Origin of the sequence: Sphingomonas oligophenolica, from assembly GCF_039522915.1 — a bacterium.
GTDB classification, from domain to species: Bacteria; Pseudomonadota; Alphaproteobacteria; order Sphingomonadales; family Sphingomonadaceae; genus Sphingomonas; species Sphingomonas oligophenolica.
Genome location: NZ_BAAAEH010000005.1, coordinates 38734 through 54418, shown reverse-complemented (window position 1 = coordinate 54418; position 15685 = coordinate 38734). Strand labels below are relative to the sequence as shown.

Annotated in this window: 11 protein-coding genes; 3 read left to right on the top strand and 8 right to left on the bottom strand. The window is 66.7% G+C overall.

Annotation, left to right across the window (positions count from 1 at the left end; all coding sequences use genetic code 11):
* The first annotated feature begins 19 nt into the window (after positions 1-19).
* Together ABD050_RS02775 and ABD050_RS02770 are read left to right on the top strand one after the other, a co-directional pair.
* A complete protein-coding gene (locus ABD050_RS02775; protein WP_343887612.1) occupies positions 20-1798 on the top strand; it encodes a CocE/NonD family hydrolase in 1779 nt (592 codons plus the stop codon).
* Between the two features lie 33 nt (positions 1799-1831).
* Complete coding sequence (locus tag ABD050_RS02770) at positions 1832-4540, top strand: TonB-dependent receptor domain-containing protein (protein ID WP_343887611.1); 2709 nt, start codon at positions 1832-1834, stop codon at positions 4538-4540.
* A gap of 323 nt (positions 4541-4863) precedes the next feature.
* Here ABD050_RS02770 and ABD050_RS02765 read toward each other — a convergent pair whose 3' ends face one another.
* Genes ABD050_RS02765 through ABD050_RS02730 form a run of 8 tightly spaced genes read right to left on the bottom strand, consistent with a single transcriptional unit; the run spans position 4864 to position 14752 of the window.
* A complete protein-coding gene (locus ABD050_RS02765; protein WP_343887610.1) occupies positions 4864-7287 on the bottom strand; it encodes a 2-hydroxyacyl-CoA dehydratase in 2424 nt (807 codons plus the stop codon).
* On the bottom strand, positions 7284-8534 hold the full coding sequence (locus tag ABD050_RS02760) for a CaiB/BaiF CoA transferase family protein (protein WP_343887609.1): 1251 nt from the start codon (positions 8532-8534) through the stop codon (positions 7284-7286). Before ABD050_RS02760 ends, ABD050_RS02765 begins: the two co-directional genes overlap by 4 nt.
* Positions 8531-9670, bottom strand: coding sequence for a CaiB/BaiF CoA transferase family protein (locus ABD050_RS02755; protein WP_343887608.1), 1140 nt, complete (start codon positions 9668-9670; stop codon positions 8531-8533). Before ABD050_RS02755 ends, ABD050_RS02760 begins: the two co-directional genes overlap by 4 nt.
* On the bottom strand, positions 9667-10698 hold the full coding sequence (locus ABD050_RS02750) for a CoA transferase (protein WP_343887607.1): 1032 nt from the start codon (positions 10696-10698) through the stop codon (positions 9667-9669). The genes ABD050_RS02755 and ABD050_RS02750 overlap by 4 nt, the downstream gene beginning before the upstream one ends.
* Positions 10695-11882 (bottom strand): CaiB/BaiF CoA transferase family protein, encoded by a 1188-nt coding sequence (locus tag ABD050_RS02745; RefSeq protein ID WP_343887606.1) that lies wholly within the window; start codon positions 11880-11882, stop codon positions 10695-10697. The genes ABD050_RS02750 and ABD050_RS02745 overlap by 4 nt, the downstream gene beginning before the upstream one ends.
* Positions 11879-12934: a TRAP transporter substrate-binding protein DctP gene (gene dctP / locus ABD050_RS02740; protein ID WP_343887605.1), complete on the bottom strand. Its 1056-nt coding sequence runs from the start codon at positions 12932-12934 to the stop codon at positions 11879-11881. The genes ABD050_RS02745 and dctP overlap by 4 nt, the downstream gene beginning before the upstream one ends.
* Before the next feature lies 1 nt (position 12935).
* Positions 12936-14240: a TRAP transporter large permease gene (locus ABD050_RS02735; protein ID WP_343887604.1), complete on the bottom strand. Its 1305-nt coding sequence runs from the start codon at positions 14238-14240 to the stop codon at positions 12936-12938.
* Entirely contained in the window at positions 14237-14752 is a 516-nt protein-coding gene (locus tag ABD050_RS02730; RefSeq protein ID WP_343887603.1) for a TRAP transporter small permease subunit, read from the bottom strand. The genes ABD050_RS02735 and ABD050_RS02730 overlap by 4 nt, the downstream gene beginning before the upstream one ends.
* Before the next feature lie 139 nt (positions 14753-14891).
* On the opposite strand from ABD050_RS02730, the gene ABD050_RS02725 reads away from it, so the two are divergent.
* Positions 14892-15377 (top strand): MarR family winged helix-turn-helix transcriptional regulator, encoded by a 486-nt coding sequence (locus tag ABD050_RS02725; protein ID WP_343887602.1) that lies wholly within the window; start codon positions 14892-14894, stop codon positions 15375-15377.
* Positions 15378-15685 lie beyond the last annotated feature (308 nt).

The following is a 15685-nucleotide window of genomic DNA, read 5'->3' as shown; positions in this document are numbered from 1 at the left end:
CGGAGGAGGATTGCCCGGCATGAGCTTCACGTCAGCGTCGCAACGGCTTCGGGCATATCCGCGCGGAATTGCGTCTGTGTCGGCCATCGCTGCCCTTCTTTCTTCCTCGATCGCGCCAGCCATCGCCCAGTCAGGGGACGACCCGACGATCGCGCGCAGCTCGATCTATGTGCCCGTCCGCGACGGCACCCGCCTTGCGGTCAACATCTATCGCCCGGCGGTCGACGGCCATCCGGTCGAGACGAAACAGCCGGTCGTCTTCGCCTTCACCCCTTATCGCGCGCGCTATTTCGACAAGGATCACAAGCCGGTCGACATGCTTGATTCGCCGATCTTCGGCCTGCGCACCCTCGTGAAATCGGGCTATGTCGTCGCCACCGCCGATGTCCGCGGCAAGGGCGCCTCGTTCGGGGCGCGGCGCGGCTTCCTCGACCAGACCGAAGCGCATGACGGCTATGACCTGATCGAATGGCTCGCTCGCCAGCCCTGGGCCAACGGCAAGGTCGGCATGGTCGGCTGCTCCTATCTCGGCGGCACGACGATGCTGGTCGCCGGCGCTTCGCCGCCCTCGCTGAGCGCCGTCTTCACCGGCGCGACCGACATCGACAAATACAGCTTCGTCCGCAACGGCGGCATCACCGCGCAGTTCAACACCAGGCCCGACGAACCGCTCGAGGTCGATCTCGCCAGCGTGCCGGTGGACGCCGATACCGACGGCGCGATGCTGAAGGCGGCCGTCGCCCAGCATGCCGCCAATACGCCGATGGCGAAGCTGTGGCAGACAATGCCGTGGCGCGACAGCGTCTCGCCCTACACCCATAACCGCTTCTGGGAGGAAGTCGGGCCCTATACGCATCTTGCCGCCCTGCGCAGCCCGAAGCTCGCCTGGTATCTGTGGGACAATTGGGAGGACGAGCCGACCGAGCAGATGATCCTCAACGCGGCCAACCTCCCGGGTTCGCGGCTGATCATCGGGCCCGGCAGCCATTGCGTGCCGCCCGGCGTGTTCGACATCGCCGCCATCGAGAAGCGCTTCCTCGACCACCGGCTGAAGGGCGTCGCCAACGGCATCGATCGCGAGCCGCTCTATGCCTGGTATCATGAGGGCCCGGGCGACACCGGCCATATGGTCACGTCGAACAGCCTGCCCGGGGTCGGCATATCCCGCTCACCCCTTTATATCGCCACGACGGGGGCGCCCGCCGCGAGCGACAACGGCGGCATCGCCCTTACCCGCCCCGCCCCCGGCACCCTGTCGTTCAAGGTCGATTACGATGTCGGCAAGGGCGAATATTTCGCTTTCTGGCCGCCATCGCTCGACGGCAAGGGCCTGACCTTCACCAGCGCGCCCCTCGCCGCCGACGCTGCCATGACCGGCTATCCGATCGCGCGCATCACCACCGCGATCGACCGCAAGGACGGCAATCTCTTCGCCTATCTCGAAGACGTGGCGCCCGACGGCAAGGTCCATATGGTCTCGTTCGGCCGGCTCGCCGCCTCGCACCGCAAGCTGGGCAAGGCGCCCTATGACCGGCTGGACCTGCCTTATCATTCGGGGCTCGAGGCCGATGTCGCGCCCATGGTTCCCGGCAAGCCGGCGCTGCTCGAATTCTCGATGGTGCCACGCGCCTGGACGTTCCCCGCCGGCCACCGGCTGCGCGTCACGCTCACCGGCGCAGATCCGCGCCAGCGCAACCTCGCCGATATCCGCCAGGATCCGCCGCCCGTCTTCACCATCACCAGCGGCGGCGCCTCGCGCATCGACATTCCATTCACGACGAAACCGACGTTCCGCTGATCAAGGCGGGCGCGCGAAAAAGGGAGGATTATCATGAACATTCGCAAGGCTCGCATCGCCGCCCGCTCAGGCGTCGCACTGCTCGCACTGGTCTGGGCCGGCGTCGTGTCGGCTCAGGAGACGTCGACCCCCGCGGACCAGACAGCGGCGGCGAGCGGCCCGACCACGACGACTGACGAGGATGTCGCCGGCAAGGACGTGGTCGTCACCGGCAGCCGGATCCGCGGTGCGGCACCGGTCGGCTCCTCGGTTATCGCGATCGACCGCAAGGCAATCGAGGCCTCGGGCGCCGTCACCACTGACCGGCTGATCAAGGAAATCCCCCAGGTCTTCGATCTCGGCACGTCCGAGAATTCGCGCGGCCAGTCGGGCGGCAGCAACAATATCAGCTTCGGCAACGCCATCAACATCCGCGGCATCGGTCCCTATGCGACGCTGACCATCCTCGACGGCCACCGCGCCGTCGACAACAGCCGCTCGGTCGATCCCTCGATCGTGCCGTCGCTCGGGCTCGAGCGGGTCGAGGTCGTCGCTGACGGCGCCTCGGCGGTGTATGGCTCGGACGCGGTCGCCGGCGTGGTCAACCTGATCCCGCGCCGCTCGCTCAACGGCATCGAGGCGATGGCGCGCGGCGGCCTCGCCCGCGATTTCTATGAGGAGCAATATGGCATCGCCGCCGGCAAGACCGGCGACTGGGGCCAGGTGATGGTCGCCTATGAGCATGTCTATCGCAGCAATCTGAGCGGCGACAAACGCGACTTCTTCCGCTCGAACCAGACTGGGTCCGGTGGCCATGATTACCGCACCACCTTGTGCGACCCGGGCACCATCACCGTCGGCGGGGTGACCTATCCGATTCCGGCGGGCGGCGTAAGCGCGGCCAATGCCGGCACGCTTGCGGCAGGGCCGGCCAACAAATGCGAGGGCTTTACCGGCCAGGACCTGATCCCCGAGACCAAATATGACAGCGTCAACGCGACCGCGACGGTGCATATCGCCGACTGGCTCGATTTCGTCGCTGACGGCTATTGGTCGAAGCGCAGTTTCGCGCATCTGAACGGCTATAGCGGCACCACCGTGACCGTGCCCACCACCAACGCCTTTTTCGTGCGGCCGACCGGCACCGTCGGCGCCGAGACGGTCAGCGTGCGCTTCGACGACCTGCCCAACAATCTCTCTACCGGTTTCACCCGGACCTGGGAGGCCACCGGCGGGCTGCGCGCGAAACTCGGCGGCTGGCAGCTGACCGGCCAGGTCAGCTATGGCCGCGGCCATGACGAGTCCGATACCTATCACGGCCTCAACACCCCGGCGCTGAACGCGGCGCTGGCGAGCAGCAACCCCGCCACCGCGTTCGATCCCTATGGCCTCCACCGCACCTCGCCCGCGGTGCTCGCCGCGATCAACGACCAGATCTTCCTCGCGCCGACCCTGACCCGGCTGACCGATGCCACCGCCAGCATCAACGGCACCTTGTTCACGCTGCCGGGCGGCGGCGTGAAGCTGGCGGCCGGCTATGAACGCTATGAAGAGGAGGTTGCGCTCGGCACCGCTCGCGGCGGCCCGACCACGCCGACCACCTATCGCAATTTCTCGCGCCAGGTCGATTCAGCCTATGCCGAATTGCTGGTCCCGGTGTTCGGCGCCGGCAACGCAACCCCGGGCCTCGAGCGGCTCGAGCTCAGCGCCGCGGTGCGCTATGACAATTACAGCGACGTCGGCCACACCACCAACCCGAAATTCGGAATCAACTGGTCGCCCGTGCAGCATCTCATGCTGCGCGGCAGCTACGGCACCTCGTTCCGCGCGCCGCTTTTCTCGCAGATCTACGGCAACAGCTCGAACTTCTTCATCCAGCCCTATGCCGATCCCACTGCCGGCGGCGCCATCGTCCAGGGCGTCGCGCTCTCGGGCGGGAATCTCGCATTGAAGCCCGAAACGGCGAAGACCTGGTCGGTCGGCGCCGACTGGGATCCCGTACCCGGCGCGCGCTTCAGCATCACCTATTGGAACGTCGACTATAAAGGCCAGGTCAACACCTATCTCGCCGATCTCGCCATCCTCAGCAAGGAGAGCCAGCTGGCAGGCACCGGCGTCATCCTGCGAGGCGCCGCAGCGGCGGCGCGTGTCGCCCAGCTCACCGCGGCCGGCATCACCGTCGCGCGCGGCGTGATGCCGAACCCCGTGACCTTGTTCGTCGACGGCCGGACCCAGAATCTCGATCGTTCGCTCACCAGCGGCCTCGATTTCGTCGCGACCTATGGCTTCGAGACGGGCCGGATGGGTCATCTCACCCTCAACGCCAACGCCACCTACATCCTCAGCTACAAGACCGCGCTGAGCAGCGGGGCCACGCCGACCGACAAGCTCAACACGATCTTCAACCCGCTCCGCTTCAAGGGCCGCGCCGGCATCTTCTGGGATCCATCGCAGGTGATCTCCGGCCGGCTCGTCGTCAATTACGTCAACGGCTATGACAACAACACGCTGCCGGCCGGCGCCGTCCAGCATGTCGGCGCGTACACGACGGCCGATCTCGGCGTGACCTTCAATATCGGCGGCAGCTCGGACGACCCGCTGGCAAAGGGCCTGTCGCTCAGCCTGGACGTGCTGAACGCCTTCGACAAGGATCCACCCTATGTCGATTTCGCGCCGACGGTGAATGGCAGCGGCGGCTATGACGCGACCGCGGCCAACCCGGTCGGTCGCGAATTCGCGGTGACGCTGCGGAAGAAGTTCTGACCCTCAGGGTCGGATAAAAGGGGGGTGGGGCGCGCATCCGAAAGGGTGCGCGTCCTTTTTTTGCTATTACGTGGCTTACAAAACGTACAAACCCGATGTGATATGGTAGAGATACCGGCATGCCGGGCAGGCCGATCATTCACAACAAATGGCTGCTCGTTGCGGCGGTCGTTTGGGCGTGCGTTGCGGTCCTGAACTTCAAACCTCCCGCTGGCTCGACCACCCCTGGATATTTGTGGGTCGTAAACCTGCTCACTGCGGTCTGCTTGGCTCTTGTGTCGATCAGGCGTCCTAAAGACGAAGACCTCAAGGGTTAAACATGCCTAAAGGCCGCGCCGCCTCGCGCTCGCGGCAGCCACGGGGCCTTCGAGGAACGCGATCACCCGCCGGTCGAGATCAGCTTCCACCGCGGGATCGGGCACGTAATTGTCCATGCCGAGCTCGAGCACCGGCACCCCCGCCTCGCGCAATGCGCGCAGGACAAGCGGGTCCGCGTCGGAGAGCGCCATTGCGCCATCGACCTGGTGCCACTCGGCTTCCTTGACATGCCAGGCGCCTGCCCAGGTCGGCATGCGCAGTTCGTCGCCCATGGTGACGAAGCGGGCAGCGAGCGCCCGCAGCGGATCGCGGCCGCGATCATGGTGGCGAATATAGCCGTCGGCGGCTAGGCTCAGATACATCGAACAGATGAAGACGGCGCCATGGCTTTCCTCCCAGCGCTGGTAGAAACCCATATCGCCCCAGACACCGCGCCCGACGAACATCAGCCTGAGTTGCTCGTTCCGGCACGCAGCCTCGCCGGCCGCGACTCTTGCTGCGACCTCGTCGTGAAATTCCCGGGCCGCGTCGCGCGCCCAGACCGTGCCGCGATGCCATTGCGGTACCATCGTCGCGGGCATGGAATCGACCACGCTGATCGGCGCGGGCACCGTGCGCGCGACGAGATCGCGGGTCTCGCGATAAAGACCCTCCTGCTCGTTCACGAGGTCCATGACCTCGGCGAAGCGCGCCGCGTCGAAACTGGTGCCGGACAGGGTTTCCAACTCGGCGATTGCGTCAGCGAGTTCTGCCGCGAAAAGGTCGAGCCGCTCCGGTTCGATGAAATTGTCCCAGTCGTCGGCGAGCCCGTCCCACCAGGAGACCGGGATCTCCCAGCGGCTTTCGATGCTCCGCTGGAAACGCTGCAGCCGGGCGCCGGTGATATCCGCCCATGTTTCGAAGAGCCGGGGAGTCGCGTCGGTCGAGAGGACCGCGCCGAGAATATCGGGCCGGGGCAGGCCACCCCAGGGCGCACGCTCGGGATCATGGTCGAACGCAGCGGCGACGCCCTGCGCGCTATAGGCCTCGACATCGGCCGGCAGGCCATGCGCCGCCAGCAGGCCGGCATAACGAGCGCTTTGCTGCTTGGCGGCAGCGATCGACGCCCACCATTGATTGACGACGAACGGAATGCCAAGCGCGCGCAGCATCTCCTGCGGCGCGTTGGCGTTGACCACGGCGAACAGCTTGCCGGCTGCTGCCTCGGCCCGGACCCCGGCGAACCAGTCGCGCTGATAGGCACCGAAACGCGAGATCGCCGCGAGCGACTTCCGGCTTCGCGTCGGGCGCGGCGGTGGTGGAGCCGCCTTGTCCGGCACGGGCGGCGGCGCGGCCTCTGGCGGCGGCGTGCCGCTGCGCAGGAAGGCGATCACGCCGTCGAGATCTTCGGGCAAGGTCGCGGCATGAAAAGGCGTGGACGCGGGAACCGAGCGGCGCAGCGCCTCGACCTCCCATGCCGCAGCCTCGTCTCCCTGCAACCGCAGATGGAGCACGCGATCCGGCGCGAGCCCGGCGATACGGTCGGCGAGCCGTGCGGCGCGCGTGTCAAGCGCAGCGAAGGCGCCGGCGGTCGGGTCGAGCGCGGACGCGGCGATGGCGTCGACCGGGTCACCGGTTTCAGGGAGCATCGCCGCGGCGCGATCGGCGCCCCAGCCATGATCCTCGGCGATGACGGTGACAGCCGATTCCTCAAGCGTTGCGAGCAAATCGATGGACTCGATCTCGCTCCCGCTGAGCAGCAGGCGAATCGTATCGCGGGGCGGCCTGCCCGCCAGCTCCTTTGCGGCGGCGGGAAGCAATTCGGCCAGTTCCATCGGCGACAGGATTGCGGATGCAGCCAGGAGCTGATGGGCTTCGACGCCGCTGAGGCGGCCGTCGGCACGGAGCGCCATGATCTTCTGCAACGATCGGCGGATGGTATTGCCGCCACGGATTGCCGTCGGCAGATCGGGCTGGCGCGCACCCTCCAGCGCCGCGAGCCACGCCATCAGCTGCTCGACCCGCACGCGGTTGTAACGCCTTGTGGCGGGGCGATGGATCGTCAGCAGATCGAGGAAGCGGATCGGCGGCGGCGTCATCGCCCCACACCGCGCCAGCTCGCGAAGCGTCGCAAACAATTGCGGCTGCTCGGCATCCGCATGGGAGATCAGGACAGCATCCTCCGCAGGCAGCGCGGCGATGGTGGCGATCAGTGCCCTGCCCCGCGCGCTCAGCGTCTCGGCGCCGATCAACGAGACGATATCGTGATCAGCGCGGTGCGCAGGCACGAGGCGAACTGGATGGAGCCCGAACGCATCGACCAGCTCGCGAGGCAGATCCCAGCCCAGGGTCCAGACGACGCGCTCGCCTCCGGCGCGGAACTCGGCGGCGATCGCTTCGGGCGCTTGCGCCGCCGCGACCAGGCGGGCGAGCGCGCCCCTATCGCTCACGCGACAACCCCGTCACGCACCAATGCGGCGAGCTTCGCCTCGTCATAGCCGAGCAGATCGCGGTAAATATCCTGATTATGCTCGCCGATCGCGACCGGCATGACCGGATCGAACCCGGCGCGGGCGGCCGAAAAGCGGATCGGGATACCGGCCGTGCGGAGCGCGTCTCCCGACGGATAATCGGGATGGGAGACGGCGAGGGTTTCCTCGCGTGCGACCACGCGGGGATCCACCAGCGCATCCTCGGGGTGGCGCACTTCGGCAACCGGCACGCCCTCGGCCTCGAGCTTTGCCACGACCTCGGCGACAGGCAAGGTGCGCGACCAGGCGTTGATCCTCGCCTCGAGCTCGACTGAATTGGCGACGCGGACATCGCGGGTGGCAAAACGCGGATCGTCGATCAGCTCAGGCTCGCCCATCGCCCTGAACAGGCCGGCGGCGAGCTTGTGGTGCACCGCGACCACCGCGACATAGCCATCGGCACATTCGAACACGCCGAACGGGGACAGGCGCTGCACGGTCAGCCCGGTGCGCGCCGGCATGTCGACCGCGCGCATCGCCGCCCAATTCTCGATCGCGACGAAGGAGGTGAGCGCGCCGAGCATCGACACGTCGATATGCTGGCCGAGCCCGGTGCGATGCCGCTGTTCGAGCGCTGACAGGATGCCGATCACGGCGAAGACGGGCGCAAGCATATCGGCCATGGGTATGCCGATACGGACCGGTGGATGATCGGTCTCCCCGCTGGTGTACATCGCCCCCGAGAGCGCCTGGATGACGATATCCATCGCCTTGCCGCCCTCGGGCGCGTCAGCGCCGAAACCGCTGAGCGAGCAATAGATGATGCGCGGGTTGACGGATTGGGCGAAGCCATAGCCGACGCCGAGCCGATCGGCCGTGCCGGCGGTGAAATTCTCGACCACGATGTCGGCGGTGCGAACGAGGTCGGCGAAAATGCCCCGCGCCGCGGGATGTTTGAGGTTGAGCGCCACGCCTTTCTTGCCGCGAGCACGGGTGAGATGCGAGATCGAGACATCGTCATCGTAGCGGCGCTCGATACCGACGCCGTCGCGGCCGACATAGGGGCTGTTCTCGCGGGCGAGATCGCCGCCCTTGGGATCCTCGACCTTGATCACCTCGGCGCCGAGGCCGGCGAGCAGCAGGGTCGCATAGGGGCCGGCGAGCGCGCGGGTCAGATCGATGACGCGGAGGCCCTCGAGCGGGCGGGGCATCGTGATATCGGTCATCGGTTGAATCCAAGCTCCTCTAGGATGTCGTCATTGTCGGCGCCGGCGATGCGTGCCGCGCGCGGGCTGACCGCCGGTGTGTCGGAAAGGCGGATCGGCGAGCCGATCTGGCGGACGGTGCCGCCCGAGACCGGCACGTCGACCACCATGCCGCGCGCCTTGTTGTGCGGATCGGCCAGCGCCTCCTCGATCGAGCTGACGGGCGCGAACTGAGTGTCGGCCTCGGCGAGGACGGTCAGCCATTCGGCGAGCGGCCTGGTCGCGAAAATGCGTTCGAGCTCGGCGCGGATTTCGGCGCGGCGCGAGGCGTCGTTCTGGAGCGGTGCATAATCGGGGCGGCCGACTGCCGCGCAGAAACGCTGCCAGTAGCGCGGCTCCATGTCGGTCGCGACCAGGAAGCGATGATCAGCCGTTTCGTAGATACCGATATCGGCACGGTGTCGGCCGCGCGGCGGCACTTTCGACAGATCGGGATTGCGCGACACAGTCGAGGCGATCAGCGCCATTGCCGCATCCGACATCGCGATATCGACCTGCTGGCCGCGCCCGGTGGTGCCGCGCGCGATCAGCGCCGAGAGGATGCCGATCACTGCGTTCGACCCGCTCAACAGATCGGCCACAGGCACGCCGGGGAATCCCGGCCTTACCGGATCCTCGCCGATCCGCGACAAGGCGCCGGCGACCGCGAGCGCGATCGGATCATGGCCGGGCTTGTCGCGGTTTGGGCCGGTCTGCCCGCACAGGGTGACCGAGCAATAGACCAAAGCCGGGTTGATCGCGGCCACCGCCTCATAGCCATAGCCCATGCTCGCAAGCACGCCCGGGCGGTAATCCTCGACCAGCACGTCGGCGCGGCGGACCAGTTCCTCGATGACCGGGCGCGAGGTATCGGCGCCGGGATCGATCAACAGGCTGCGCTTGTTGCGCGCAAAGATGTCATGGGCACGAATCCGTTCGCGCTCGACGTCGGAGAGCTTGTCCCACCCGAATACCTGCGCCTGTTTGGCGATCTCGCGCGGATGCTCGATCCGGATCACCTCGGCGCCGAGATCGGCGAGCAGCCAGGTGCAATAGGGCCCGGGCAGGAACTTCGAGAAATCGACGACGCGGATGCCCGCCAGCGGCCCCCCACTCATGACGTCGTCTCCCGGAATATCGGCCCGGGGACGCGCACCGTCTTGCCGGCGACGTCGGCGTCCTGCCACAGAGAGCGCGCCGCGAGGTGCTCGCTCGCGAGCACGTCCTCGACCGAGGAGATGGCGGACAGGCCGATGCCGTGGCGGTTTGACAGCTCGGTCAGCTCGGCCTTGGTCTTGGTTGCGAGCCAGGCCAGGACCAGTTCCTCCCAGCCGATCAGCGTCTCGCGCGGTGTGTCCGCGACCAGGATCGCGTCCCAATCGACCTCGCCCAGTGCGCCCGCCATGCCGTCTGCGGCCATGCGCGCCACGACCGCGCGCATCATCGGCTGGTTGTCGACAAACGCCCAGGTGACATAGCCGTCAGCGCATTCCCAGACCTGCCGCACGCCGGACTTGCCACGCACGAGCAGGTTGCCGGTGCGGTTGCCGACTCGGCCGGCCCAGTCCCACATCAACGGTTCGCGATAATTGGCGAGCACCGCTGACCGATAGGCCGAGACCGAGGCCATTTGCCCGAGCCCGTCCGCCGCGCGCGCGTTGAGCGCGGTGAGTGCAGCGATGGCACCCTGGATGCCGGCAAGCGCCCAGGCCTGGCGACCGGGCAAGGTCAGCGGCGGCCGGTCGGGATCGCCGATGATCGTCATCAGGCCGGAGCGCGCCATCAGCGTCAGATCGGTGGCAGGCCGGTCGGCATTGGGGCCGTCGCTATCGAAGGGCAGGATCGCGACGTCGATCAGCGCCGGATTGAGCGCTGCGAGCGCCTCGGGCGCGAGCGCGACGGGAAGGCGCTCGTCGCCCCGGAACAGGATATCGACGTCGGCGATCAGCGCGATCAGCGCCGGATCGTCGAGCGCCATGTCGAGCACGCGCTTGCCGTGCGTCGCCATTTCGATCTCGCCCGGATCGAGAGTGGTCGGAGACCGCCCGATATGCACGACATCGGCGCCAAGTCGCGCGAGCAAGGCCCCGGCATAGCCGCCGAGATCGCTGGTCAGGTCGATGACCCGGAGATGCTGAAGCATCATGCCAGCACTCCTTGGGCGGCAAGGGTTTCGAGCAGGCCGGGATCGAGGCCGAGATAGTCCTCGAACACCAGCCGGTTGTGCTCGCCGAGGCGCGGCGCGGGGCCGATCTTCACCTCGGACCTGGAGAAATGGGCCGGCGGCGCGGGCATGTCGCGCAGGCCGAGCACGGGATGGTCGGTCGCGACATAATGGGCTTTCAACTCGGGATCAGTGAAGACGTCGCGGCCGTCATTGACTGCCTCGGCGGGCACGCCCGCCGCCGCCAGCAGATCGGCGGCGCGGTGCTTGTCGCGGGTGATGGTCCAGGCCGAGATGAGCGCGTCGATCGCCGCCATGCTCTCGCGTCGCGCCTCGATCGTGGGATACAGCGCTGCATCGGCACCGATCGCGCGCGCCAATGCCTGCCAGTCATGATCGTCGCGTACCGCGATCGCCACCCATTGATCGTGACCACGCGTGGGATAGACGCCATGCGGCGCCATCATCCGCGCTGCATTGCCGGTGCGGGGATCGGCAGTGTCGAGCTGGGCGCGGACGAAGACATCCTCGAGCACATGGACGAGCGGTTCCACCTGCGACACGTCGATATGGCTGCCCTTGCCGGTCTGCCGGCGCTGCTCGAGCGCCGCCAGCACGCCGATCGTCGCGAACATCGGGGCGACGACATCGCCATAGGCGAAAGGCGGCATATGCGGCATCCGATCGGGCCAGCCCGACAACGCCGCCATGCCGGACAGGGCAGCGGCTGAATTGCCATAGCCGCGCAGATCCGACATCGGCCCGGTCCGCCCGGCGACGCTGACCGAGAGCATGATGAGCTCGGGCCGGCTGGCGCTGAGCGTCGCGTAATCGAGGCCGAGCCGCTCCATGAAGCCCTTGCCGAAATTCTCGACCACCACATCGGCCCAGTCGACCAGCTTGCGCGCAATCTCCACGCCGCGCGGATCGCCGAGGTTGATCGTCACACCGAGCTTGCTCGTGTTGGTGATCGCGAAAAAAGCGGAAGCGTCGTGATGCCGCTTGCCGTCCCGGAAGGGCGGACTCATCCGGCCGAGATCGAGCCGTTTGGCGCTTTCCACCTTCACGACGGTCGCGCCGTGATCGGCCAGATCCTTGGTCGCGCGCGGGCCGGCGCCGACCCAGCTGAAATCCGCGATCTTCACGCCTGCCAGCGCCTGAGTCATGATGGCCTTCCTGTTTCGCATGTCATGGTACCGCCACCCTTGCGGGCAGCGATCAGTTCAGCCGCGCGCCGGGCAATTGCCTCGCCATCAATGCCATAGGCCTTCAGGCCCCGCCCCAGGCGGAAGGCATTGGCGCTGTAGAGCGCGTCGAACCGCGCCTGATCGGCCGCCGGCAGCGGGACGATCTCGATCTTCTCGCTGCGCGCATATCGTTCGCCCGCGGTCAGCGCCGCATCGAGCTCGCTATTCATCGCCTGTTCCCAGACCAGTTCGCCGCGCGTGAAGATGTCCCTGTCCACCGGACTCAGCCGCTCCCACAGGGCCTGCGACATCGCCCGGCCGGGATAGGCGCCGCGCGGCACCTTGAGCGTCGAGAAATAACGGCCGACGTCAGCGAGATGGACCGCCTTCAGCGAATCCGCGGGAGCGACGACGCCGTCGATCACACCCTTCGCCATCGCTGGATAGACCTCGGCCATCGACATGTTGACCGGATCGGCCCCGAAGGCGCGCAGTACGTCGGCCGTGTCTTCCTGCGCGCGCAACCGCAGCCCCTTGAGATCGGCAAGGGTACGGATCGGTCGCTTGCGGGTGAGAATGCCCGGGACGTTGCCGCCCTGAATCGCAAGCAGGTGCAGGCCGTTCGCTTCGGCATTCATCGCCGGGAAGGCAGCGGCAAGGCATTTATAGACAGCGACCTGATCGGGAATCGAGCGGATGCCGCTGTAGAAGCTCGGCTGGATGCGCTGGAGATGTGCACTACGCGCATACATCGGGGTGATCATGCCGATATCCGCCACGCCGTGGCGGATCTCGAGCATATTCTCGTTCGACGAGAGCAGCACACCGCCCCAATAGGGCTTGATGCGGATATGGCCGTGCGATTCAGCCTCGATCCATTTCATCCACGTGATGTCGGCGCGGCTGAAGGTGTGGGTGGCCGCATAAGGGCTGGCATAGGTCAGCTCGATCGTGCCCGGCGGCAGGGGTTTGCTGCACCCGCCCAGCATCAGCCCGAGCACGGCCAGCAGGAGAGCGGCTGCCCGCATCATCTCAATGTCCCTGAATCATGGGCAGCCACAGGACGATCGCCGGAAAGGCGATGATCAGGGCGAGGTGGACGAAATCGCTCAGCAAGAAGGGCACGACGCCGCGGAAGATGGCACCGAGCGGAATGTCGCGCGCGCCGGCCTGGATGACATAGACGTTGAAGCCAAGCGGCGGGTGGATGAAGCCGATCTCCATGGTCCGGACCAGGAAGATACCGAACCAGATCGGGCTCAGGCCAAGGCCGAGGATCACCGGCAGGAAGATCGGCGTCATCAGCAGCATCAGTGCGAGGCCGTCGAGGAACGAGCCCAGCGCGAGGAGGATCAGCGCCATGACGATGACCGCGAGGATCGGCGACGCGCCCGTAGCCCGGACCATACCGACTAGGTCGCCGGTGATTCCCGTCACGCCGACAAAGGTGCTGAACAGCAACGCGCCGATGACGATGGTGTAGATCATCCCGGTCGTCTTGAGCGTTTCCGTCAGCGCCCGGCCGAGCGCGGCGCGGCTGAACCTGCGGCGGAACGCGAGGAGCAACAGTGCACCGACACAGCCGACCGAGGCAGCCTCGGTCGGCGTGAACCAGCCCAGGATCAATCCGCCGACGACGAACAGGATAAGCAGCGACAGATCAGTGACGCGCAGGAGCGCCCTCCCGCGCTCAGCCCAGGTCGCGCGCGGGCCGACCGGCCCGAGCTCCGGGCGCCAGCGGCACAGCAGCGCGATCACCGCGACGTAGAAGATCGCCTGACTGATCACCGGGATGACCGCGGCGCCGAACAGCTTGCCGATCGATTGCTCGGCGATGATGCCATAGACGATCAGGGCGCCGCTCGGCGGTGTCAGCGATCCAAGCGTGCCGCCAGCCGCCAGCGCCGCAGCGGCGAAGCCGGGCTGATAGCCCTGCCGCCGCATCTCGGGCAGCGCGACCGCGCTGACGGTCGCGACCGTGGCGAGGCTCGAGCCGCTGATCGCACCGAAGCCGGCGCTGCCGCCGATCGAGGCCATCGCGAGGCCGCCACGGCGATGGCCGACGAACTTCGCTGCCATCTCGAAGAAATCGGCGCTCGCGCCCGCTGCGAAACACAGCTGCGCCATCAGCATGAAGAGCGGCAATACGCCGAGCTCGTAGCGCGAGACGGTATCGAACGCGATCACGCCTGACTTGATCAGCGCAGCCTCGGGCGAGATGATGATGGCGAGGCCGACCATGCCGACCAGCGCGAGCGCGGCGCCGATCGGAATGCCGCCGAGCAGGATCAGCAGCAGCACGACAAAGGCGATGACACCGATGAACTCGGGCATCATCGCCGCGACGCCTTCACGAATTGGGCCCTCGCGAACTGGATCGCGAAATGCACAGCCGCAACACCGCTGCACAGGATCCAGAACAAGCGGAACGGGCGCACCGGGATGGCGAGTACCTCGGTCATCTCGCCTGTATCCCAGAGATCGGCCGAAACCCAGATCGACCCGGCGCACAGGAGGGCGAAGGTCAGCGCCAGTGCCAGCCGCCCACCCAGGAACAAGCTGCGCTGCAGCTGTGGCGAGGCTCGATTGATCATCAGGTCGACCGCGGCATGGCGATCATTGAGGCTGGCGAGGAGGATCGCGACAGACAGCGCGACCACCGCCGCGACCTGAAAAACCTCAATCGATCCCGGCAGGGTGAAGCCGACATGCCTGCCGAATACAGCGACGGCGTCGGCGGCCATTGCCGTCAGCAACCCCGCCGAGCCGAGGACCAGCAGGACCGTGCGGGCCGCCCCGGCCTCGCGCGGCGCGCTCGCTTCTTCGCCGGGATCGGGTTCTTCAGACACAATGCCTCTCTCCGGCCGTCATGATCGCGACCGCTGAAACTCGTTGTCATATATAATTGTAGTTGTCATCAACTATATTGCGGCATTTGCTCCTTACAGGCGGCTACGCTAGCGCTCGCCGGGCAACAGGAGTGCACCTTTGATAGCCAACGCCACACCGAAGGACGAATCCGGAGACCCCTCGCTCGGTCGGCTCGGGCGCTATCTGGGTTTCCGGCTGCGGCGGCTGCAAAACCAGTTTTCGCGCGACTTTCACGCGAAGACGAAGAAATGGGAATTGCGCGCTGGAATGTTCAGCGCACTGGAGCTGATCGCCGCCAATCCGGGCATTTCGCAGGCGCGGGTAAGCGCCGAGATCGGCCTCGACAAATCGGCGCTGGTGCCGATCATCGATTTGCTGGAGGCGCGGGGATGGGTCGAGCGGACGCGATCCACCAGCGACCGCCGCCGCAACCATCTATCGACCACTGCCGCCGGCGAGAAGGAACTCGACGCCCTGTTCGCCGAACTGGCGGTGACCGAGGCGGCAGGTCTGGCAGCACTTTCCGACGAGGAGCGCGAGATGGTGAGCAGCGCTCTCGACAAGGTCTATCATGCCTATGTCAGGCCCGCACGCGACGGCTGAGCGCTCCACCGCGGCATGTAGGCCGCGCGATTATAAGCGCCCTCAACCTTCCCCTTTTGGACCATGGGCCAGCATCAGATCGATGATCGCCCGGCCGCCCGCCTTTCCGTGGCGCTCCGCCCATTCGTTCATGATGGTCGAGAATGCCGCGCGGAACCCGTGCGGGACGTCAGCGAAGCCCTGCGGGCGGGTAATAGTCGGCCCCCGCGCCTAACAGGCCGCATTGCCCTAGGTGCCTGTCGTTACCCCGCCCTGCGAGCCAGCGACGGCAGCTTTTCGGGCGCACGCAAATTTCGAAAATGGACAGC

Bases quoted from the DNA above. Each gene is read 5' to 3' on its own strand.
- ABD050_RS02735 (WP_343887604.1), bottom strand. From the start codon at position 14,240: ATGATGCCCGAGTTCATCGGTGTCATCGCCTTTGTCGTGCTGCTGCTG.
- ABD050_RS02760 (WP_343887609.1), bottom strand. From the start codon at position 8,534: ATGACCGATATCACGATGCCCCGCCCGCTCGAGGGCCTCCGCGTCATC.
- ABD050_RS02770 (WP_343887611.1), top strand. From the start codon at position 1,832: ATGAACATTCGCAAGGCTCGCATCGCCGCCCGCTCAGGCGTCGCACTG.
- ABD050_RS02775 (WP_343887612.1), top strand. From the start codon at position 20: ATGAGCTTCACGTCAGCGTCGCAACGGCTTCGGGCATATCCGCGCGGA.
- ABD050_RS02755 (WP_343887608.1), bottom strand. From the start codon at position 9,670: ATGAGTGGGGGGCCGCTGGCGGGCATCCGCGTCGTCGATTTCTCGAAG.
- ABD050_RS02750 (WP_343887607.1), bottom strand. From the start codon at position 10,698: ATGATGCTTCAGCATCTCCGGGTCATCGACCTGACCAGCGATCTCGGC.
- dctP (WP_343887605.1), bottom strand. From the start codon at position 12,934: ATGATGCGGGCAGCCGCTCTCCTGCTGGCCGTGCTCGGGCTGATGCTG.
- ABD050_RS02745 (WP_343887606.1), bottom strand. From the start codon at position 11,882: ATGACTCAGGCGCTGGCAGGCGTGAAGATCGCGGATTTCAGCTGGGTC.